The organism is Bradyrhizobium sp. USDA 4501 (assembly GCF_054062115.1).
Map to the genome: position 1 here is coordinate 8,819,335 of NZ_JBSSEX010000001.1, position 20,134 is coordinate 8,839,468.

The 20,134-nt window shown below is 60.1% G+C and carries 20 protein-coding genes; 14 read left to right on the top strand and 6 right to left on the bottom strand.

Going from position 1 to position 20,134, the window contains the following annotated elements; genetic code table 11:
• Positions 1-261 precede the first annotated feature (261 nt).
• The 3 genes from ACVWZM_RS41150 (at position 262) to ACVWZM_RS41160 (ending at position 2,688) form a co-directional block, all read left to right on the top strand.
• Complete coding sequence (locus tag ACVWZM_RS41150) at positions 262-411, top strand: hypothetical protein (protein ID WP_456856109.1); 150 nt, start codon at positions 262-264, stop codon at positions 409-411.
• Positions 412-532: 121 nt separating this feature from the next.
• Positions 533-1,459: a hypothetical protein gene (locus ACVWZM_RS41155; RefSeq protein ID WP_456856111.1), complete on the top strand. Its 927-nt coding sequence runs from the start codon at positions 533-535 to the stop codon at positions 1,457-1,459.
• 98 nt (positions 1,460-1,557) lie between these two features.
• Positions 1,558-2,688, top strand: coding sequence for a hypothetical protein (locus ACVWZM_RS41160; RefSeq protein ID WP_456856113.1), 1,131 nt, complete (start codon positions 1,558-1,560; stop codon positions 2,686-2,688).
• 419 nt (positions 2,689-3,107) lie between these two features.
• Here ACVWZM_RS41160 and ACVWZM_RS41165 read toward each other — a convergent pair whose 3' ends face one another.
• Positions 3,108-3,401, bottom strand: coding sequence for a hypothetical protein (locus ACVWZM_RS41165; RefSeq protein WP_456856114.1), 294 nt, complete (start codon positions 3,399-3,401; stop codon positions 3,108-3,110).
• A gap of 319 nt (positions 3,402-3,720) precedes the next feature.
• Here ACVWZM_RS41165 and ACVWZM_RS41170 point away from each other — a divergent pair, with 319 nt between their 5' ends.
• The 7 genes from ACVWZM_RS41170 to ACVWZM_RS41200 all read left to right on the top strand — a co-directional run bounded on the left by ACVWZM_RS41170 (position 3,721) and on the right by ACVWZM_RS41200 (position 10,547).
• Positions 3,721-4,098 carry a hypothetical protein gene (locus ACVWZM_RS41170; protein ID WP_456856116.1) on the top strand — a complete coding sequence of 126 codons (378 nt, stop codon included), beginning with the start codon at positions 3,721-3,723 and terminating at the stop codon, positions 4,096-4,098.
• Between the two features lie 155 nt (positions 4,099-4,253).
• Positions 4,254-5,687: a hypothetical protein gene (locus tag ACVWZM_RS41175; RefSeq protein ID WP_456856118.1), complete on the top strand. Its 1,434-nt coding sequence runs from the start codon at positions 4,254-4,256 to the stop codon at positions 5,685-5,687.
• Between the two features lie 2 nt (positions 5,688-5,689).
• On the top strand, positions 5,690-6,433 hold the full coding sequence (locus ACVWZM_RS41180; RefSeq protein ID WP_456856120.1) for a hypothetical protein: 744 nt from the start codon (positions 5,690-5,692) through the stop codon (positions 6,431-6,433).
• Positions 6,434-6,485: 52 nt separating this feature from the next.
• Entirely contained in the window at positions 6,486-7,292 is an 807-nt protein-coding gene (locus ACVWZM_RS41185; RefSeq protein ID WP_456856122.1) for a hypothetical protein, read from the top strand.
• A gap of 439 nt (positions 7,293-7,731) precedes the next feature.
• Positions 7,732-7,953 (top strand): hypothetical protein, encoded by a 222-nt coding sequence (locus ACVWZM_RS41190; RefSeq protein WP_456856124.1) that lies wholly within the window; start codon positions 7,732-7,734, stop codon positions 7,951-7,953.
• A gap of 313 nt (positions 7,954-8,266) precedes the next feature.
• On the top strand, positions 8,267-9,031 hold the full coding sequence (locus ACVWZM_RS41195) for a helix-turn-helix domain-containing protein (RefSeq protein ID WP_456856126.1): 765 nt from the start codon (positions 8,267-8,269) through the stop codon (positions 9,029-9,031).
• A complete protein-coding gene (locus ACVWZM_RS41200; protein ID WP_456856128.1) occupies positions 9,006-10,547 on the top strand; it encodes a GNAT family N-acetyltransferase in 1,542 nt (513 codons plus the stop codon). Before ACVWZM_RS41195 ends, ACVWZM_RS41200 begins: the two co-directional genes overlap by 26 nt.
• 161 nt (positions 10,548-10,708) lie before the next feature.
• On the opposite strand, the gene ACVWZM_RS41205 is transcribed toward ACVWZM_RS41200, so the two are convergent.
• The 3 genes from ACVWZM_RS41205 to ACVWZM_RS41215 form a co-directional block, all read right to left on the bottom strand.
• Positions 10,709-11,356 (bottom strand): hypothetical protein, encoded by a 648-nt coding sequence (locus ACVWZM_RS41205; RefSeq protein WP_057018714.1) that lies wholly within the window; start codon positions 11,354-11,356, stop codon positions 10,709-10,711.
• Entirely contained in the window at positions 11,353-11,628 is a 276-nt protein-coding gene (locus ACVWZM_RS41210; RefSeq protein ID WP_057018715.1) for a hypothetical protein, read from the bottom strand. Before ACVWZM_RS41210 ends, ACVWZM_RS41205 begins: the two co-directional genes overlap by 4 nt.
• A gap of 135 nt (positions 11,629-11,763) precedes the next feature.
• The gene (locus ACVWZM_RS41215) at positions 11,764-12,558 is read right to left on the bottom strand and encodes an adenylate/guanylate cyclase domain-containing protein (RefSeq protein ID WP_057018716.1); all 795 of its coding nucleotides are present in this window, start codon (positions 12,556-12,558) and stop codon (positions 11,764-11,766) included.
• A 208-nt stretch (positions 12,559-12,766) separates the two neighbouring features.
• On the opposite strand from ACVWZM_RS41215, the gene ACVWZM_RS41220 reads away from it, so the two are divergent.
• The gene (locus tag ACVWZM_RS41220; RefSeq protein ID WP_456856129.1) at positions 12,767-14,083 is read left to right on the top strand and encodes an ISNCY family transposase; all 1,317 of its coding nucleotides are present in this window, start codon (positions 12,767-12,769) and stop codon (positions 14,081-14,083) included.
• A 204-nt stretch (positions 14,084-14,287) separates the two neighbouring features.
• On the opposite strand, the gene ACVWZM_RS41225 is transcribed toward ACVWZM_RS41220, so the two are convergent.
• Complete coding sequence (locus tag ACVWZM_RS41225) at positions 14,288-15,352, bottom strand: carbon-nitrogen hydrolase family protein (RefSeq protein ID WP_057018472.1); 1,065 nt, start codon at positions 15,350-15,352, stop codon at positions 14,288-14,290.
• 175 nt (positions 15,353-15,527) lie between these two features.
• Here ACVWZM_RS41225 and ACVWZM_RS41230 point away from each other — a divergent pair, with 175 nt between their 5' ends.
• The 3 genes from ACVWZM_RS41230 (at position 15,528) to ACVWZM_RS41240 (ending at position 18,477) form a co-directional block, all read left to right on the top strand.
• Positions 15,528-16,478, top strand: a complete 951-nt coding sequence (locus ACVWZM_RS41230) for a LysR family transcriptional regulator (RefSeq protein ID WP_168856350.1) — start codon at positions 15,528-15,530, stop codon at positions 16,476-16,478.
• A gap of 76 nt (positions 16,479-16,554) precedes the next feature.
• Entirely contained in the window at positions 16,555-16,881 is a 327-nt protein-coding gene (locus ACVWZM_RS41235; protein WP_082653885.1) for a DUF485 domain-containing protein, read from the top strand.
• Positions 16,882-16,893: 12 nt separating this feature from the next.
• Entirely contained in the window at positions 16,894-18,477 is a 1,584-nt protein-coding gene (locus ACVWZM_RS41240; protein WP_229190581.1) for a solute symporter family protein, read from the top strand.
• Between the two features lie 257 nt (positions 18,478-18,734).
• On the opposite strand, the gene glmU is transcribed toward ACVWZM_RS41240, so the two are convergent.
• The gene (gene glmU / locus ACVWZM_RS41245; protein WP_456856132.1) at positions 18,735-20,093 is read right to left on the bottom strand and encodes a bifunctional UDP-N-acetylglucosamine diphosphorylase/glucosamine-1-phosphate N-acetyltransferase GlmU; all 1,359 of its coding nucleotides are present in this window, start codon (positions 20,091-20,093) and stop codon (positions 18,735-18,737) included.
• Between the last annotated feature and the right edge of the window lie 41 nt (positions 20,094-20,134).

Genomic DNA, 20,134 nt, shown 5'->3' on the forward strand with positions numbered 1-20,134 from the left:
ATCCTCGCATCAGGCCACAGGAGTGGCGAAGTCCCGGGGAAGTACGGGACCTCTCGTTGATCGAGCTCGCGGTCACCAGCCCCAGCCGTCAACCCTCGTTTTCGCATTGTCGCCGTAACTGGCGAATGCGGTAGCTATGGGTTGAACATGTCAACGAAGCCACAACGTCAAGCTGCACCCCCCCGAGCAACTACCGAACGTAAGCTCCCACCTGCTGGTTCAGTACTCGTCGACCGGCATCAAGCTGCGCTGATCCTCAACATGTCCGTGATGACCGTGCGTCGGCTGGAGGCCGACGGCAAACTCGTGAGCCGCAGGCTTCGCGACGGCCGCACGTCCAAAGCGCTCTATCGCAAGGACGAGGTGTACGCGCTCGCGGGTGCTCCGATGCCCGAAAATAATCACGCCTAAAAATGCAACGACCCCGCTCAGTTGACGCTGGGCGGGGCCGCAATGTTGCGCGCAACGATCACGAACCACGCCGTCCAAGGCAAGCTCATGAATGAGCGATCATCACTAGGGAAGATCGTCGATGCTGATCTTATGGGACCTCTACAAGCGCGACAAGCCGCCAGTTCTTGCGCGCGTTTTCGCGTTCATCCACACAATCGAAGTGTTCTGGCCGTGGAATTTCGGCGCGGAATTGAAGAACGCGCTGCGCGCCGAGACGAAGCGCCAAGTCTGGGACGATCCTCTCATCATCGATGGGGTCGTCATCGGCTGGATATTGAAATTGAATGCACCGACAAAGCGCGCCGTCGAAATTCTGGACGAGATGTGGGAGGAGCGCATGTCGATCTGTCGGCTCCATGTCGCATATGATCTCGACCCGGCTCCAGGTATCAGCCGTGCGGACATCAGAGCGTTGATGACGCGTTGCACGAACCTGAATTACCGCAAAACCTCCGACAGGATCAGAAACGAAAAAGGGACGATCTACGGGATCGACACCGCGTACAGAAGAGGAAGGCTATCGAGGAATTGGGCCTATTACGATGACGAGCCGGGAGAATTGGACGGAGAGTGTGAAAAGCCGCACTTCGAAATCCGGGAGATGACGGGTGATGCCATCAAGCGCGCTGGAATATCCAGACCGCGCGATCTGTTCAACATCAAGCCACGGCCTCATTTCCAGAAACGCATCACGATACGGGACCCTGCGGAAATGGAAATCCGGCGTTGGATGCGAAAATTGAAGCGATCACGCCACTACGACATTCCCCGCAATGTCACAGGAAGATTTCAACGGCTTGGGATCACACTGGCGGATATGCGGAAGAACGCTCCCAAGAAATTCGAAAAGATGCGGCAGCTGGATGTGCTGGACATCTGCGCAGAAATGCAATGGTTGCCCGCTAAGGGACACGAGAAGGAAAAGGAATGGGGGAAATTTTGTAGATTATCACACCCGCGTCCAGTCAGGCCGTCCAAGCCGAAGATGCAGCGTGAAAGGCTCTGACTCCCTTGTCCTCTTGTCCACATGACTGGCAACACCCCGAAAGCTGTCCAAGCTTTATACCCGTTGTGCGATGGTCAACTCGTCCATACAATCGGAGCATGAGCCGACTCACTCCGATTGGAGCGCGACTTGAGATCGCGCTAGATGCTGAATACTTGCGCATGCAGAACGAGTGGTTTTTCAAATGGCACCATATCGGGAGCGAGAGCGTTGCTGAAATCGACGGCTTCGACGGTAGGATGATCCGTTTTGGGGGGCTCAGGTTCTCCGGCACCGTCCGCGACGTCTACTGGGACACGATCCAAAGATACGCACGACAGAAAGTTGGCAAGCTGTTCGATGAGCTTGAGACCCAGCTACAGGAGTATCCTGTCGATATCCGTTCTACCGCACTGAACGAAGCCCAATCGTTGATATCAGCCTTCATAGCGAAAATTCAGAGGACCGCCGTCGAAAAGGACCGCATTCTCAGGGGAGATGGGTTCAAGTTTCCCGCTCCACAAGATCTTGGGAGTTGGACTGGCGCGACGTCCACCGACATTGCGTCCCGTGCCGACATGTTGCGGCATATATATTGCGACCTGGAAATTGCAGAAGGAGGAAATAGCATGGCCCTAGCCAGTTTGCTGAGGGATAAGGTGACGCTCGTGAAAGCCGACGGCACCGTGATCCGTGAGGACATCAAAGCGCAGGTCTCAGCCGGGCAAATCATCACCTTTGATGTCGATCTGCCGCTTGAGCCCGGCGATCATTTTCTCCGATCACTACCGTCAGGGCTTGTTGAAGACTATGTGGTAGACGACCCGAATTTTATGACGGGCCTTCGCAGCATTCCGTCCAGCTTTCAGGCCAAAGTACATCGGAGCCGGGAAGCAGCCGCCCCACCGCAGCAGGTCATCCAGCAAATAACGAACCACTTCCATGGTGACAATTCACGCGTCACCTTCGGTACGGATAACAGCACCAACGTAGTCAACAACAATCTCAATCCAGCCGCAGTTGCAGGCGTTATCGAGCAAATCAAGCCGCACGTGGCCTCATTGCCCGAGCCACAACGCACGGATATCGCTGCTCCTCTGAAACTCTTGGAAGACGAAATTAGGAGCGGCACGCCCGATCCTTCAAAGATGAAGACAACCCTACAGGCGATACGTACTGTTGTGGAAGGAGCCGCCGGAAATCTCATCGCAGCTGGGATCGGCAGCATGATTGCGGGCTTGCTGAAATAGAAGCGCGCTCCTCCATGTTCTCTCGGCGAATGTCGGACCGAGTGATCGGCACTGACTCGTTGGGAGCACGCGGCATGCAACGAAATCGGGGGTAGGAGATCGTCCGGACGCCGGAACGCCGCTCCAACCGCTCGAAAACCGCAGCAATCAGCGTCCCAGAGACAGGAAATCCCCCGCGATCCGGACCCCGCCTAGTCACTCGGACGATCCACGCCTAGGATGCTGATCCCTCGAACCGAGGGAAATCCAGATGCCAGACAATCAGATCGGATACGAATTCGCAGGCCCAGGACGGAAGCGGCGTGAACGACTCGCGCTCGCGAACATCGCGCAGTCGTTCACACCGAGAACGATCAAGCCGAAGCCAACGCCAAAATCCCCATCCCAAAGGAACTCAAAAAGGGAAACGACGCGGGACATCACGGAACGGAGGCCTGAAAGCGAAAATCCGTCGCCTCACGCTCCAGACCGAAAGCTTCAAGGAAGTATGCGACGAACTGGAACGTGCAAACATCTCGGTCTCCGGCGTCACTGTTGGCGATGTCCGTTCCGAGATGCGCGAGACCGTGAAGCTCCTGATAGAGGAAGGCCTGATCGACGAACGACGGCTTGAACGCTATCAACGCGAATATCAGCGTAGTCAGAGGAAGATCAGCAAGCGGCCCTAGTCTGAACCTCGACAACCAGCAGCACGGGATCAGGATCGAATACATGTTGTCCCCTTCCCGTTTGTTGTCCGATTGTTGTGGGACCCGCGTATTCACATCTCGTTCTATTTAGTTCTGATCACCAGAAACGAGCGAGTGAGCGCCGAAATTATTTCGCCTCGCAATAGGAAAGCGTCAAAAAGACCTGCTCCCATCGGCGCTTGCACTTCGGTGTTGACAGATAAGGCGTGCATATGACGTGAATGCGCGTCCTGTAACGCGAAGTATTCGCAGACGCAGTGCAAAGAAGATGCACGGGACCCTAAAACACACCTCCAAGCCCAAACGAAAACGCAATCTAAGCGCCGTCACATCAGGGCGCCGATTGTTTGCCGAACGCATCTCGACAACGGACTCTCCCAGAGGACGACGCTTCTCCGATCTGGTGTTGCGTTACATCGAAGATTGCGGGGGCGAAGATCGCATCAGCGAGACCACGCGCAATCACATCCGGCGTATCGCCTTCCTGCAATGCGTCCTCGAAGATTGCGAAGCAGCATACGTCAAGACTGGCAGCACCACGCTGGATGAGCGGCTTGAATATCAGCGTCTATCCAACACCCAGTCTCGTCTCATGAAGAAGATCGGCCTGCTCAGCGCCACACCCGGCAAGCGTGATGATGACGATGACGACATAGACCCGCTGGAATATGCACGGCGTGGCGGCTCGCGTCATTCACACCGTGAACGCATGGGGGATTGATGGGCGCTCGTCGTCACCGTGAACGGCTTGACGACACCCACACCACCGCCACACCCCAAAGACCAGCCAGACTACGGATTGAGGATGCAACACCCCGGCTTACGTCTCCTCGGTCAGATCGTCTCACACTGCTGGATGCTATCGCGGACCCCAATGTGTTCGCGAAGTTCTTCCCTGATCCGGAAAGCTGGATAGCGTGGCGCTCGTTCATAGCAGCAGCGTTCGGCTTGCCGATGTCGGACGAGGAACTTGCGATCTATCGCCAATGCACGGGCCGAACCGATCCTCCGACCGAGCAAGCTCGTGAGTGTGTCCTCGTTATCGGCCGACGTGGGGGCAAGTCGCGCATCCTCGCATTGATCGCAGTCTGGCTGGCCTGTTTCCACGACTATCGGCAGTATCTTGTCGAGGGTGAGCTTGGCGTCGTCCAGGTACTCGCGGCAGACAAGGATCAGGCTCGCGTCATCCTCCGCTACGTCAAGGGCTTCATCAAGAAGGTCCCGATGCTCTCCCGGATGATCGAGCGCGAGACGCGGTTCGGGCTCGAACTATCCAACTCCATCTCAATCGAGATTACCACTTCAAGCTTCAAAGCAGTACGCGGTCGCTCCATAGTTGCGAGCGCCTGTGACGAAATAGCGTACTGGCAATCCGAAGACTCGGCAAATCCCGACGTAGAGGTCATTAACGCGATCCGGCCGGGAATGGCAACGATACCCAACTCCATGCTGTTGCTCGCATCGTCGCCATACGCCCGCAAAGGCGTGCTGTACAACATGCATCGGCAGCACCATGGGAAGGACAATCCGCGCATCCTTAGCTGGCAAGCTGCGACCGATGTGATGAACCGGGAGATCGACCCCGACTTCCTCGCCCAGCAATTCGAGGATGACCCTGTTTCGGCATCCGCTGAATACGGCGCGCAGTTCCGGACTGACGTCGAAGCCTTCATTGCACGTGAAGCAGTCGATGCAATCACCTCCGACGAGCGTGAGCGTCCCTACATTGCCGAGTTCAACTATCACGCGTTCGTCGATGCTGCTGGCGGATCAGGCAAGGACTCGTTCACGCTCGCAATCGGACACGTCGAGAACGGTGTCTCCGTCTTGGACGTGATCCGGGAGGCCAGGCCGCCATTCTCGCCGCGCAGCATCGTCGAGCAATATTCCACGCTGCTCAAATCCTACAGCATCAGCGAAGTGAGGGGTGACCGTTACGCTGGCGAGTGGCCGCGGGAACAGTTCCTCGAGCACGGGATCAAATATGAGCCGTCAGCGAAGCCCAAAAGCACGATCTACGGCGAGTTTCTGCCCCTGATGATGTCGAAGAAGTGCGACCTCCTCGACCATCCCAAGCTGACGATGCAGCTATGCGGGCTCGAACGCAAAACAGCACGCTCCGGCAAGGACAGCATCGACCACGCTCCCAACGGGCACGATGACGTAGTGAACGCCGTTGCAGGCGTCCTCACGTCGATGGGCGTCCGCAAATATCGCTACGTGGCTGACCTTTCATGGGTAGGAGGACCTTCGGAACGCAGCCCCGCTGCAGAGAGACTAAGCACCATCATGGCAATGAGAGGCCTTTAAACATGACTACCACTCACGACCACGAGATCATCGACCGCAATGGCAAACGTGTCACGCGGGGGCACATCGTCGAAGATGGCGACGTGATCCGCGTTCCAATCAAGCTGATGGATCACGCCGACCACGGCTTGATGGCAGCTATGGCAGCCGCGCAGTCGGCAAGGCGTGTCGAGCAGTTCGACGCAAAGATAGCCTTCCCCGGTCTGGAACTGGACCACAAGCAGGCGACGCTGCTCGATGCTGCGAAGCTCACTCCGAGTCAGCTGACATTATTCAAGGACCATCTGACTCGAAAGGGTTTCAGGCAAGCACTCGATCTCGCGAAGCGGAACGTCGTCAGCATCAAACGCACCGACGCAACGGTTGGCTACGCTCTGGCCGATCCTCAGCTACAGGCCCAGGTCGATGGACTCCCTCCGGATCAGCGCAGGGCTTTCGAGGATGCCTTCTATGGGCATCACGATAAGCAGCTGACATTCGACGAGGCAATGGCGTTAGCCAAAGGCTTCACGCCGCAGGCTGTGGCCCATCAACCGGGTTACCGCTTCGTTGATGCTGCCGCCAACACAGAACGAGAGCGGCTCCGTGAACAGCGTGATGCCGATTTGACCAATGCTTGGCGCAAGCCGCCTCCGATCATCGATCAGCAGCGATCTCAGCCGCACGACACGCGTCCGGGCACTCTAACCCACGATGAATTACTCGACCGCCGAGATAAACGCCTAGAGGAAAACTGGAAGCAGTGAACAACGAGGCCCGTCGTTTTGGCGGGCCTCACTACATAGGAAGGTGACCAAAATGTCGACTTTACCCCCACGAGTGCAGGCCAAGCTCGCAACGCTCAAGGATGCCGAGCAGCAGGCCTTGACCATCATGACGTACAATCAACGGGCTCTGTCCGACGCTGAGCGCTCGCTGATCACAGCGCCGAGCGACAGAATAGCCGTCCTGGAACGCGAGATCGTCCGGCTCCGTGCATCGCAGCCCGACTATCAGGATCGATACAGAGCACTCGCAGACCTCAATGCCAAGGTCGCACGATATCTTGCGCAATTGCCCGCCAACGTCGAGCTTGAAGATGCTCGGCCGATCAAATCGAAAACCAAGACGGACGAAAGCCATCTGCAAGCCGTGCAACGTCTGCGCGGCCGGATCATGGAGTTGATCTCCGAGCGTGGCCGTGTCGAGCGTGCATCTCCGACAAAAGCGGAAATGAAGCGACAGGCCGCGCTCTATGTTCAAAAGCTTGCTTTGGATGGAACGCCGGTCTTCGTCAGCGAGCACGACAAATTCAAGCTCTCCTTCGGAGAGAACAAGCTGATACCTCCCGAAGCAATCTTGGCATGGGTCAATCCCGAACTGCTGCAGGATCGGCTTGACGCGTTGATTGACGAGATGCCGCAGTCAGGTCGGCAGATGGATGCCGACGAACGGAAACAGCGGCTTGCCGAGCTCAAAACCGAATTGTTTGAAGCCGAGAGATACGAGTGCGCTCACCTCGATGCTGCTCGTTCGGAAGGCACCGTGATCGAGCACCGGGCAAACGTGGACATTCGGGCGTTGCTCGGGCTCGTGACATCGCGATCCAACGCGAACGCAGCATGACTCCGATCCTCGACGGCTTTGCCTCCTTGGGCCTGTCGAGTCCGAGCGGTCAGTGTCGTTGGTTCCGCGCTGACGTGGCTCGAACCGAATTCGTGGGCGTTCGCGAATTCGGAGCCCGCCATCGTCTCTCCAATCCCCAGCGTGGGCGATGGCGGGCAATCTATTCCGTTTCCGGTCGCTTTCGGTCACGACCGGATGATCGCGAAGCTTGACCCCGCGATCAGGCCCGCCGTCGTCTCGTCAACGTACCTTCCTGCGAGCGGCGGCGGGCTACTACTCCGCGTGGTCCCCTCAAATCCATTGCGGCGTTCCATCCTGCGGTCGCGGCTTCCGACGACATCGGCTGGACTTGGCACCTTAGCCACGCAGGAATGCGACGGCCCAGCGATGTGAAGAAGCTGCGAAGCTCCGCGCGCCAGTCGCAGTACTTCATGATGCTATGATCGGGGAAGAGGCCACCACGAAACGCGTGGCATCTGCGGATTTGGTCAAGCTCGCCGGAAAGCTTCATTTTCTGAAGTCTATCGCAGTGCTCCGGCCAAAGCGGATCATCGAGCGCGTCCCTTACAGCGTGCAGCCGGTTCGTGCGGGCTTGCTCTACCTTCTTGAGGAAGGCTCTGGCATCCGCTACGCCGTGTCGATTTTGGATGGCCGTCTGTAGGGACCTAGTAGCGCAAATGGTGTCATCAAGCGTGAATAGTCTTTCGCGGAACATGTGTGGCCTCCGTCACCCGATTGAGGAACGATGACGGAGTCCACATCCTCAGCGGGTTCTGAGGCAGTTCGGCGGAGTTACCGCTTGGCCGAGGATAGTTTCGCAAGGGGTCACATGGGAGTCAACGGCGCGGCGGCCATTCCTGCAGCGGCCTCGACGATCAATTGTGCGGCGCAAATAACGATTGCATCAGACCAAAGTTTGAATATGACTTCAAAGTCATGCAGCAAAGCTGAGTCGGGCAACTCAGAGGGTCAAGATGCCTCACGACGAACGAAAGCCAATCGATGCTATCGGCCAGAGGCTTCGCCACCTGCGCGAACTGTTGGGATTGACCCAACTTGATGTTGCACAACGTCTCGATGTGGGGCAAACCGTTATCTCTCGGATAGAGGGGCGATCCGATCTGCTTCTTTCAACGATCCGATCATATCTGATTGCGCTTGGCGGCACGTTAGACATGAGGGCCGTTCTGGAGACTGGGATCGTCGTGCAGCTTGACGCGATTGCAGCGACGCTGAACGAAGGTGCTCCGCTATCGGAAGAACAACTGACGTTGCCGGGTTTTCCGGCTCCGTCCGAAGGGCCGAATAGAGACGTCGTGTTCAGCATACACCCAGGGCATGCCGAGAAAATATTGAGAGGTGAAAAGACCGTAGAGCTGCGGCGCAAGTTTACCGAGGAGTTTGAGCCCGGCGGTTTGGCTATGATCTATTCAACAAGCCCCATCAAGGCGCTGACCGGCGTTGCTAAAATCCGAGATGTTCAACGTCTGAAGCTTCCAACGCTTTGGAAAGAGCACAGGGAAAAGTTCTGCGTTCGGAAGAATGATTTCGATACCTATTTTGCTGGGCTTGAACGCGGCTATGCGATCCATCTGAATGAAGCGCAGCCGCTACCACGACCAATCCATCTCGACGAATTAAGAGTTCGATGCGGCTTTGCTCCTCCCCAGTCATTCCAGTACGCATCAGCCTCGCTGCGCGGTCTAGTGAACTATGAGCGGGCACAAGGTCCTAATTGACACCAACGTCATCATTGAGCTTGAGGACCACAAAGAGGTCTCACCCATCTTTGCGCGATTTCTCCAGTTGTGCACGCAACATGGAGTCCGAGTTTTCGTTCACGAACGCGCCGTCGCCGACATAGACCGCGACAAAAACGCCGAGCGCCGAGCCGTCACGCGGAGCAAAATCCGCAAGTTCGAGGCGCTGAACGGCATCAAGTCCCCTCCTCTGGATGAGTTGGCGGCGCGCTTCGGCACTATCAACAAGCCAAACGACGAAGTTGATGTCGCCTTATTGCACGCGCTAGACCTCGGCGCTGTCGATTTCCTAGTTTCTCAAGATCAAGGCATCCACACCAGAGCACGCCGGAAAGACGTCGGGCTGGCTGATCGCGTTCTAGTCGTCGCGGATGCGCTGCAATGGCTGGAAACGACGTTTGAAGCGCTTCCAGTCAAGCTGCCGCTCATTGAGGAAGTACCGGCCCACGCAATCTCGCCTGCGGACGAAATTTTTGAGAGCCTACGGGATGGCTACGCCGATTTCGATGGGTGGTGGAAATCCAAGTGCGTCGGCCAGCATCGACCTTGTTGGGTGGTGACAATAAACAATGAGTTGGCTGGCCTGATCGTTCGCAAGCAGGAGGATCACGCGGAAGCGCAGACCAAGTACGTCGGCGATAAAATCCTCAAAATCTGTACGTTCAAGGTCAAGCCTGAATTCCGCGGAGAAAAGCTGGGCGAGTTGCTCTTGAAGCAAGCATTATGGTTCGCTCAGAAAAATCAGTTTGATTTGGTGTACGTCACGACCTTTGAAAATCAAACGTCACTGATCCGGGTGCTGGAATATTTTGGTTTCGAGAACACCAAGAAAAACGAGCGTGGCGAGCTTGTCTTTGAGAAGCCGCTGCCGCGCACGATCTTGAGCGCCACCGACGATGACGATGTGTTCGACTTGGCCCGCAAGAACTATCCGCGGTTTGTTGCGCGTCCGCCAGCAGAGGCCTTCTGCATTCCCATACAGGGGCGATATCACGACACCCTTTTCCCCGAACTGGCATTGCCCGATCAGCCGGACTTCTTCGGAACGGCTGGAACAGTCGGCGGGGCACGGACGCCCGGCAACACCATTAGAAAAGTGTACTTGTGTCGTGCGAAATCGCAGGCAGTCGGGCCAGGGTCGATCATCCTATTCTATCGATCCAACTCCCCCGGCTATTGGATTTCGCAGTCGATCACCAGTGTCGGGGTTGTTGAACGAGTCTTGCACGCTCATTCCGTGGAGGACCTTGTCCGGCTGACAGCCAAGCGGTCGGCCTACACCACTGAACAGCTTTCCGAGTTCTTCAAGATCAGCAAATCCGCTGTGAAGGTGATCGACTTCCTGCTGATGGGGCACTTCGATCCAGCTATCCCGCTAGATCAGCTCCTCAAGGACGGCGTGTTTCGGGGCTGGCCCCCTCAATCGATCACTCGTCTGGACGAGCAGCGATTTGCCAAGGTCCGTGGCCAGATGAATTTCGGCTTCGGCGTATGACGGACACTCAATAAGTACGCTATATGGAATGGCTTTATTTTTAACTAATTGTTATTGTTGGTCTTTTTTCAACTTCCCTATTGCCGATTGCGACAGTCTTAAACGGCAAGGTTGATGCGAAAGGCTGGTTAATCGGGGCTAACCATTTTGGCAAGAGCGCGTCAGCGCGGATCCGCCGGCGCGGGCCACGGTTTCGCCTCCCAGATCGTGGTCCATTCCTGACCCGCGCCGCACGCAGGCGCACTGACCTCGACGCGAACCACGACAAAGCTTTCGCGATTGGTCACGTCTAGCCGATAGACATGCCGCAGGTGTGGGCTGGGACACAGGTCCGATCCGGTTTCGGCCTGAAACAAGCCGGCCTCCTCCCTCCATGTGATGAAACCCGGAGTGTCCGTCGTACCGAAGCCGTTCAGCGCGACGTACGGAAATTCCATCGGCTTTGGTCTGCTGACGTCGGAAAGATCGAACGCGCGATGCGATCCGGTCACGGAAAGCCGACAGAACATCAGCGCGAGACGGTGCCCGGCCACTTTCATGAAGCGAACCGGCAACTTTTCGATGTCATCACTGTATTTGCAGCCGGATTGCTCGGCCGCAAGCGCGAGCATCCTTGGCACCAAGGCCGGATCGGAAATTTCAAAGTCCGTGCGTCCATTGGCAAGGCTGCTCCATTCGCGAAGCGCCTCGCGTCGTGCATTGATGCTCGCAGTTTCGTCGCCGCGCGCGACCGACACGAGCGGCGGACCGGCCGTGAGAAGACCTCCGAGCAGCACCTTGATCAATCCAGCGATCAGCCGCGCGCTCACGGTTCCCATCCCCGGCCACGCAGCCAGACCTCGCGGCACGTAACCAGCATGCCGAGCAGTCCGTTCTTGAGGAAAAACAGATAGAGCGCGAACAGCAGCACGAAGCTGGGCCGATCGTCGCCCCAGGAAACGAACTCAGGTTGGTCGTGTGTCTTCCGGGACAGCACCGCCAACTGTCCGGTCTCGGCCCATTGGTAGAGTCGTGCGGCGCTGAAGTACGTCACCAGGCTGCAAAAGACTCCAATCAGAACGGTCGCGGCATGTTTGCGCATGCCGTGTTTTGCCTTGTCGCCTCCTAAGAGCGATGAAACCGCAGACGGCAAACGTCGTTAACCGCATCAATATGTCATTAACGCCTTTCGGCGAGGCCAGCCGACGCTGGCGGTAGTCGACGCTCCCGGGACGCCCTAATGCTCCACCCGGTAGAGCCGCCATCGCTCCGGCACGCCTTTGAGCTGGTGCGCGCCGCGGTCCTTGAAGCGGATTTCGGACTTTGACATCAGGTCCTTGACCGCGCTCGAGACCAGCACTTCGCCGGCCCGCGCTTTCGCCGCGACGCGCGCGCCGATGTGAAACGCAAGCCCGATCACCTCCGCGCCACTCACCTTGTATTCGCCCGCGTGCAGTCCGACCCTGATCTCCAGCCCCAGCGTGCGCACGGACTCGCGGATCGCGGTCGCGCAACGGATCCCGGCTGCCGGCGCGCGGAACGTCGCCAGCAACCCGTCGCCCGTCGTCACGACTTCCTTCCCCCGCAAGGCCTTCAGCTCCCTGCGCACAGCGACATAGTAGTGGTTCATCACCGTCGCCCAGCGCGTGTCGCCGAGCCGCGCGGCCTTTTCGGTGGATCGGACGATATCGACATAGAGGATCGTGGCGAGCGCCTGCTTGAGCTGCGAGTCCCGGTCGGTGGTTCGCCGCCGGTTCGCGATATTTCCAGCCAGAGGCTCGTAGCGATGGCTGCGTCGCCGCGCGATGGCGGCCTTGGTGTAGTCCTGGGCGCGCTGCACCGTGCGGCAGCGAATGGTTTTTTCCTGCGGTGGAAACGTCCAGTGGACCTTTCGCCTGTCGCCCGCGCCATCAACCTGCACGGCGCCCCATTTCAGGAAAACCGTCGAGCCGGCCCGTCGAATGCACCATGCCTTCGACGTGTATCCGGAAACGTTCGACTGATGGACTCCGATGCGAAGGAATTTTGGCATGAGCGTCCGGCCGATCGAAGGAACGTTTGGCAGCCTACCCAGGGTAAAGCGTAGCCATACATTCCCGCGTTGGCAACGGTGCAGGTTTGCGGTGTCAGTAGCTCGTGATCTGTCGCCTGTTTGTAGCTCGTGAAGTGTCGTGTTTTCGGTGCTCCGGAACAAGGGGGGCGCGATGGGCACGGCATCCATTCACGAGGGTGTACGACGGATGCGGTTTTCAGATTTGCTGGATCGGACGGAGGCGAAGGAACTGACGCAGGAGGCAGCATCGGAGGTTCTTGGGATCAGTGTTCGGACGTTTCAACGCTGGGCGGAGCGCTATGAGGCGGAGGGCGACGACGGGCTTGTCGACCGCCGGCTGGGGCGTCGTTCGCCACGGCGGGCGCCGGAGGAGGAGCTGGAACGGATGCTTGCGCTGTACCGGGACAAGTACGCGGACTTCACGGTGAAGCACTTCCACGAGCAGATGCAAAAGCGGCACGACTATGTGCTGGGCTATACGGTGACGAAGCTGGCGCTGCACGCGGCGGGGCTGGTGCGGAAGGCTCCGAAGCGTTCGGCGCACCGCAAGAAGCGGCCGCGGCGGCCGCTTCGGGGCATGCTGCTGCACCAGGACGGATCGCGCCACGTTTGGATCGAAGGCCTGCCCGCGAGGGACCTGATCGTCACGATGGACGATGCGACCAGCGAGATCTACTCGATGGTGCTGGTCGAGGAAGAAGGAACGGCCTCGACCTTCCAGGCCTTGCGCGAAGTGATTGGCGAGCATGGCCTGTTCTGCGCGCTCTACACCGACCGCGGCAGCCATTATTTCCTGACCCCAAAAGCTGGCGAGAAGATCTCGAAGACGCAACAAACCCAGGTGGGACGGGCTTTGTCGCATCTTGGGATCGAGCATATCGCAGCCTATTCGCCGCAGGCGCGCGGGCGCTCCGAGCGGGTGTTCGGCACCTTGCAGGATCGGCTGCCGAAGGAGCTGCGGCTTGCCGGGATCACGACGGTTGAGGCTGCCAACGCGTGGCTGAAGGCGCATTACATCCCCCGGCACAACGCCGCGTTTGCGATCAAGCCCGAACAGGAAGGCACGGCATTCGTGGCCGATCGGCATGAGGCCTGGCGCGAGGCGCTGTGCGTGATCGAGGAGCGAACCGTCGCCAACGACAATACCGTTGCATGGAACGGTCGGCGGCTGCAGTTGCCGCAGAGCCGGCTCAGACCTCACTTCGTCAAGGCTGTGGTGCGGCTCCATGAGTATCCCGATGGCACCGTCAGCGTGTTCCTTGGACCGCATCGATTGGCGAGGTTTGCGCCTGACGGACAGCAGATCAGCCCCGACGCGCTTCAGCCTGGCGGCGTGCTCGGAGCCATCAAGGACAAGCCCTGGCGGGCGCGCAAGCGCGCGTCCTTGACCGCTCCTGCGCGCGCCGCCGTCGAGAAAGCGCGGGTCGGGACGGAGAAACGGGCTTCAAGTCGAACAAAGAAACTCACCTACAGGGCTAAAACCGCCACAACAGCCGTGGCATGATCAATCAGGGAAAGCCGTCCCCGCCTTCCGGCTCCCCTGCAAATCAGAAACGAAGGCGACAGATCACGAGCTACAAAAACACGACATCTTCACCCGCTACGGACACGGTGCAGGTTTGCGGACTATCGAGAATGCCGGACCGCGATGTCCGCGTCGGGTCCCGCACGCGGACGAAGGATCGTGTGAGGCAGCACCAGCGCTTCGTCAGCTCCGGAGGTCGCGGCCCTGCCCATTCGATGCAGCGTCGGCGTCGACCGACAGAATTGCCGCGTCTTGCACGTCCGCTATCGGCTGCTCTGGATCGCGGAATCGAGCCGGGGTCAACCGGCTGCGGTCGACCGTCACGCCGAAGATGTCGAAGCGGTTGTAGTAACCGACCACGTCGTGAAACTGTTTCGGCTCGACGCAGCGATTGAGATCGATCTCCGCGTAGGCGATCCCCTCCTCGTCCTGCAATCCATCGCCGAAGACGCTGCCGGTCGGATCGACGAAGAAGCTCGCCGCACGTGGTGTCTGGTCGATCACGTCGGCGATCGTTCGATCGCGTTCAATGAGGAAGGCGCGCAACGCCTGGTCCATGTAGCCGGCGGTGACGATCCCGAATACCTTGGCTTCGAAGCAATGGGCGCTGGCCCGGATGCGGTTGGCGGCCACGTTGTCGAAATTGCCGCCGCCTGCCGGGCGCCGGGTGGGCCACATCGGCGGCCAGCTCGAAATGTGCACCTGCTCGCCCTGCGCCATCAGCGCGAAGCGGGCCAATGGATTGGTATTCTCGCCGCAAATCAACCCGCCGATCCGGCCCTGCCGCGTCTCCGCGACTTTAAGGCCCGCACCATCCCCGGACGACCACACCAGCTTCTCATAGAAGGTCGGAACCAGCTTGCGGTGATGGATGAGAATTTCTCCGGTCTCGCCGATCAGCAGGTTCGAGTTCCACAGCCCCCCGACGCTGACGGCCGAGCGCTCGCTGATGCCGATCGAGACCGTGACGCCGAGGGCGCGTGCCTCGGCGCAGAGCCGCGCCACTTCCGGTCCGTCCGCCAGCACGGATTGCTCCGCCATGCGCACGAACAGATCGTGGTTGTCGATTGGAGGCCACAGCGCAGCCCAGACCGGAAAGGCGGGAATATAGGTTTCGGGAAACGCGATCAGCTCGGCGCCGGCCCTGGCCGCCTCGCGAATGATGGCGATCGCCTTTTCGGTGGTCGCCCAGCTGTCGAGGAAGACGGGCGCGGCGTGGACGGCAGCAGCCTTGAAACGAGGAAGCATGTCGAAAATCCCGGCTAGGACTAGGGGAGCGAAGCGGTATCATCCCTGGCTTGCCGGCGTGCATGGGAATTGTCGCAAGGTCGGTTGCGAAGGATCGGAACCGCCACGCGCTGGAACGGGAATTGCTTTGCTGACAAGGGCCGCAATTTCAACGGCCGCAACCTGGAGGCCGGTGATGTTCGACACGATCAACTGGGACGATCTGCGGGTGTTTCTCTGCGCCGCCCGCGCCGGGAATTTGAGCCAAACGGCAAAGCGGCTGCGGCTCGACCATTCCACCGTCAGCCGGCGCATCGCCCAGATGGAAGCTTCGCTCGGGGTTGCGGTGTTCGAACGCCACCGCACCGGGCTCAAGCTCAACGAAGTCGGCGAGCGGCTGTTGCGCCATGCCGAGCGGGTCGAGAGCGCGGTGATCGCGATCCGCGAGGAGGCCAGCGCCAGCGACACCCAGGAGCTCGTCGGGACCGTGCGGCTCGCCACCATGGAGGGGATCGCCTCGCTCTATCTGGCGCAACGCTTTGCCAAGCTGCGACGCACCGCGCCACAGCTCACCGTCGAACTCGTCACGTCCGCCCAGACGGTCTACGTTCATAAGCGCGAGGCCGATCTGTTCGTGTCCTTCTTCCGGCCGCCCGGTCCGGGCCTGATCTCGGAGCGCATCGGCAAGTTTCGGCTCGGGCTATTCGCGAGCCAGGACTATCTCGACCACCACGGGATGCCCGCAAGCCTGCGCGACCTGCAGGATCATTGGTTCGTGTCCTATATCGAGGACCTGATCCAGGTCGATTCGGTGCGCTGGCTCGCCGATGTCATCGAAGAGCCGAAAATCGCCTTCCACTCGAACAGCATGATCGCGCAGATGAACGCCGCGGCGGGCGGCCTCGGCATCGTGATGCTTCCGAGCTTTGCCACAAGGGACCGGCCCGACCTGATACCGGTGCTGCCGGCTCTCGCCGGCACCGTTCGCGAGGTCTGGCTCAACGTCCACAGCGACCTGCAATTCGCCCCGCGCATCCGCGCCGTCCGCGCCTTCCTGAAAAATACCCTGAAGCAGGATCCCGACATGCAGGTCACGCTGGCCGATGTCGTGCCGCAGCCGTGCACAGCAGATTGCAAAAATCCATAATTCCCTTCCGTCAGCCCCCGGCTGAAGCTCGTCCGATTGGCGCAAGCAGAGCGCGCTGAAGTTTTGAGGGGCCGATATGAACGTGGTTATTCCCGGCAATGCCGATCCGGCGCCGAACGGCGGCGCATTGGCCAAGAAGCAGGCCGAGAAGCTGGCCAAGAAACTGGCCAAGAAGCGGCTGACAGTCGCGCTCGTTCTGAGCGTTGCGATGATCGTAATCTATTTCGGCTTCATGGGACTTTTCGCGTTCGACAAGCCGCTGCTCGGCACCATTCTGATGCCCGGCCTGTCGCTTTGCATTGTGCTCGGCCCGCTCGTCATCATCTCTTCCTTCGTGCTCTGCCTGGTCTACGTGCTGTGGGCGAACCGGGTGTTCGACGCAGGCGTTCGCGAGCTTCGCTAAGGGGACAGGCAAATGGGCAGCAGCACGCTTTCGATCGGGTTCTTCTTCGCCTTCATGGCGTTGACGCTGGCGATCACCTATTGGGCTGCGCGGCGCACGCGCACCACCGAGCACTTCTTTGCCGCCGGCGGCCAGGTCACGCCGTGGCAGAACGGCTGGGCACTCGCGGGAGACTTCCTGAGCGCCGCGGCCCTGCTCGGAATTGCTGGCATCGTCACCTCGAACGGCTTCGACGGCATGATCTATTCGATCGGGTGGCTGGTCGGCTGGCCGATCATTCTGTTCCTGATCGTCGAGCCATTGCGCAATGTCGGCCGCTTCACCTTCGCCGACGTCGTGGCCTATCGCCTGCGCCAGCGTCCGGTGCGCCTCGCCGGCGCCATCGGTACACTTGCCGTGATCCTGTTCTACCTGATCGCCCAGATGGTCGCGACCGGATCGCTGATCAAGCTGCTGTTCGGCCTGCCCTACACTTGGTCGGTCGTCGTCGTCGGCAGCGTGATGCTGGTCTATGTGCTGTTCGGCGGCATGTTGGCGACGACCTGGGTGCAGGTGGTCAAGGCTGTGCTGCTGATGGGCGGTGGCATCCTGCTCGCCCTCCTCGTGTTGACCCATTTCGACATGAACCCGCTGAAGCTGTTCGCCGCGGCGTCCGAGAAATACGGCACCAAGGTGCTGCAGCCGGGATCGAAGGTGGTCTCGGGTCAATGGGATGCCATCTCGCTCGGGCTCGGACTGATGTTCGGAACCGCCGCGATGCCGCATGTGCTGATGCGGGCCTACACGGTGAAGGATTCCAAAGCCGCACGGCTGTCGATCCTCTATGCCACCGGCCTGATCGGCGTCTTTCATCTCATGGTCTTCATCATCGGCTTCGGCGCCATGGTGCTGGTCGGCGCCGAGGCGGTGGCCAAGGCCGGCGGCGGCGGCAACATGGCGGCGCCCCTGCTCGCACTCACCGTCGGCGGCAACGCGTTCTTCGGCTTCATCTGCGCGGTCGCGTTCGCGACCATGCTTGCCGTCGTCGCGGGGCTGACGCTGTCGGGCGTCGCCACGCTCTGCCACGACGTCTGGACCAATGTGATCAGGAGCGGCACCGCTTCGGAAGCCGAGCAGCTCAAGGTCGCGCGGGTCGCGACGGTTCTGATTTCCATCCTCGCCATCGGCCTGGGCATCGCGTTCGAAGGCCAGAACGTCGCGTTCATGGCGGGACTTGCGTTCTCGATCGCCTGCGCCGCCAACTTCCCTTCGCTCGTGCTCGCCATCACCTGGCGCCGCTTCACGACGCCTGCTGCCGTGGCGAGCATCCTCGTCGGCACACTGAGCTCGCTGGTGCTGATCTATCTGTCCCCGACCATCCAGGTCGACATTCTCGGCAAGCCGCTCGCCGCGGTCGAGCATCAATGGTGGTTCGTGTCGCTGCGCAATCCCGCGATCATCAGCATGCCGCTATCCTTTGCGGTCGCGATCCTGCTGTCGCTGGTGACACGGGAGAAGAACGCAAACCTCGCCTTCGACGAGATGCAGCGGCGCATCCTGCTTGGACCGGTAGAGCCGAACACCGACGAGCCGCGCCAGGCGAAGAATGCGGCATGAACCGGGTCAACCGATCGACGTTGCGATCAGCCCGTTGCGAACCCCGTCACCCGATTCGCATGTGTGACTCACAGATCGCGCAACACACTCAGTGTCGTCCCGGCGAAAGCCGGGACCCATAACCACCGACGGTTATTGCTTCACGATGCCGGAACGACGAGTCCTGTCCCCAACTTCCGCCGCGGAGCATGGGTCCCGGCTTTCGCCGGGACGACACCTTATGGTCGAGACAGGCTCGCAAATATGTCGCGAGAAGATCACTTCCCCTTCGCAGCCTTCTCCTTCAGCTTCGCCGTGCGGTAGCGCGCGGCGCCGCCTTCGCGGATGGACTGCTCGCTGCGCTCGAGCGCCATCGCATCGTCGGGAACATCCTTGGTGATCACGGAGCCCGAACCGATATAGGCGCCCTTGCCGATCGTGACCGGCGCGACCAGCGACGTATTGGTGCCGATGAAGGCGCCCTCGCCGATCAGCGTCTTGTGCTTGAGGAAGCCGTCATAGTTGCAGGTGATGGTGCCGGCGCCGAGGTTGGAATTGGCACCGACATGGGCGTCGCCGACATAGGAGAGATGGTTGACCTTGACGCCGGCCTCCAGCCTCGAACCCTTCGTCTCGACGAAATTGCCGATCTTCACGCCATCGCCGAGCGAGGTGCCGGGCCGCAGCCGCGCGTAGGGTCCGAGTTCCACCTTCTTGCCGATCGTAGCTTGCGTGATGTGCGAGAAGGAATGGATCACGGCGCCGTCGTCGATCGAGACGCCGGGTCCGATCACCACGAACGGCTCGATCGTGACGTCCTTGCCGAATTTGGTGTCGGCGGCGAGATAGACCGTCTCCGGTGCGATCAGGGTCACGCCGGCCTCGAGCGCCTGGTTGCGCAGCCGCGCCTGCATCACGGCCTCGGCCTCGGCGAGCTGCGCCTTGGTGTTGATGCCGCGCACTTCGTCTTCGCTGGTCTCGATCACGACGGCCTCCAGTCCGAGTTCCCTGACAATGCCGACGGCATCGGTCAGATAATATTCGCCCTTGGCATTGGCATTGCCGATCTTCTCGATGATCGCGAGCGCCTTCTTGCCGTCGAACGCCATCACGCCGGCATTGCACAGCGTGATCTTGCGCTCTTCGGCACTTGCATCGGCCTGCTCGCGGATCGCGACCAGCTTGCCGTTCTCGACCACCAGGCGGCCGTAGCCGGTCGGGTCGGCGGCATGGAAGCCGAGCACCGCAAGCGCCGCGCCGTCGCGCAGCGGTGCGCGCATACGGGCAAAGGTCTCGGCCGAGATCAGCGGCGTGTCGCCGAATGCGATCAGGAGGTCGTCGGCGCTGCGGGCGATCGCCTCGCGCGCCGCCAGCACCGCATGCGCGGTGCCGAGCCGCTCGCGCTGCACGAAGGTCTGTGCGTCGGGCCGCACCCGACGCACCTCGTTGGCGACCGCCTCGTGGTCCGGGCCGATCACGACCGCCAGCTGCGACCCCTCGCCGGAGGCCGCGGCGTTGAGCACATGCGCCAGCAGCGGCTGCCCGGCCACGGGGTGCAGCACCTTCGGCAGCGACGAGCGCATCCGCGTGCCCTCACCGGCCGCAAGCACCACTGTCAGGCTCGTTCGCGCAGTCATTCGCAATCCTCGATGTCGCGCGCAGTTCGCTGCGCAAAGCT

Bases quoted from the DNA above. Each gene is read 5' to 3' on its own strand.
- ACVWZM_RS41235 (WP_082653885.1), top strand. From the start codon at position 16,555: ATGAACGTGGTTATTCCCGGCAATGCCGATCCGGCGCCGAACGGCGGC.
- ACVWZM_RS41230 (WP_168856350.1), top strand. From the start codon at position 15,528: ATGTTCGACACGATCAACTGGGACGATCTGCGGGTGTTTCTCTGCGCC.
- glmU (WP_456856132.1), bottom strand. From the start codon at position 20,093: ATGACTGCGCGAACGAGCCTGACAGTGGTGCTTGCGGCCGGTGAGGGC.
- ACVWZM_RS41185 (WP_456856122.1), top strand. From the start codon at position 6,486: ATGTCGACTTTACCCCCACGAGTGCAGGCCAAGCTCGCAACGCTCAAG.
- ACVWZM_RS41190 (WP_456856124.1), top strand. From the start codon at position 7,732: ATGATCGGGGAAGAGGCCACCACGAAACGCGTGGCATCTGCGGATTTG.
- ACVWZM_RS41210 (WP_057018715.1), bottom strand. From the start codon at position 11,628: ATGCGCAAACATGCCGCGACCGTTCTGATTGGAGTCTTTTGCAGCCTG.
- ACVWZM_RS41200 (WP_456856128.1), top strand. From the start codon at position 9,006: ATGAGCGGGCACAAGGTCCTAATTGACACCAACGTCATCATTGAGCTT.
- ACVWZM_RS41195 (WP_456856126.1), top strand. From the start codon at position 8,267: ATGCCTCACGACGAACGAAAGCCAATCGATGCTATCGGCCAGAGGCTT.
- ACVWZM_RS41225 (WP_057018472.1), bottom strand. From the start codon at position 15,352: ATGCTTCCTCGTTTCAAGGCTGCTGCCGTCCACGCCGCGCCCGTCTTC.
- ACVWZM_RS41165 (WP_456856114.1), bottom strand. From the start codon at position 3,401: ATGTATTCGATCCTGATCCCGTGCTGCTGGTTGTCGAGGTTCAGACTA.
- ACVWZM_RS41220 (WP_456856129.1), top strand. From the start codon at position 12,767: ATGCGGTTTTCAGATTTGCTGGATCGGACGGAGGCGAAGGAACTGACG.
- ACVWZM_RS41155 (WP_456856111.1), top strand. From the start codon at position 533: ATGCTGATCTTATGGGACCTCTACAAGCGCGACAAGCCGCCAGTTCTT.
- ACVWZM_RS41160 (WP_456856113.1), top strand. From the start codon at position 1,558: ATGAGCCGACTCACTCCGATTGGAGCGCGACTTGAGATCGCGCTAGAT.
- ACVWZM_RS41215 (WP_057018716.1), bottom strand. From the start codon at position 12,558: ATGCCAAAATTCCTTCGCATCGGAGTCCATCAGTCGAACGTTTCCGGA.
- ACVWZM_RS41240 (WP_229190581.1), top strand. From the start codon at position 16,894: ATGGGCAGCAGCACGCTTTCGATCGGGTTCTTCTTCGCCTTCATGGCG.
- ACVWZM_RS41180 (WP_456856120.1), top strand. From the start codon at position 5,690: ATGACTACCACTCACGACCACGAGATCATCGACCGCAATGGCAAACGT.
- ACVWZM_RS41150 (WP_456856109.1), top strand. From the start codon at position 262: ATGTCCGTGATGACCGTGCGTCGGCTGGAGGCCGACGGCAAACTCGTG.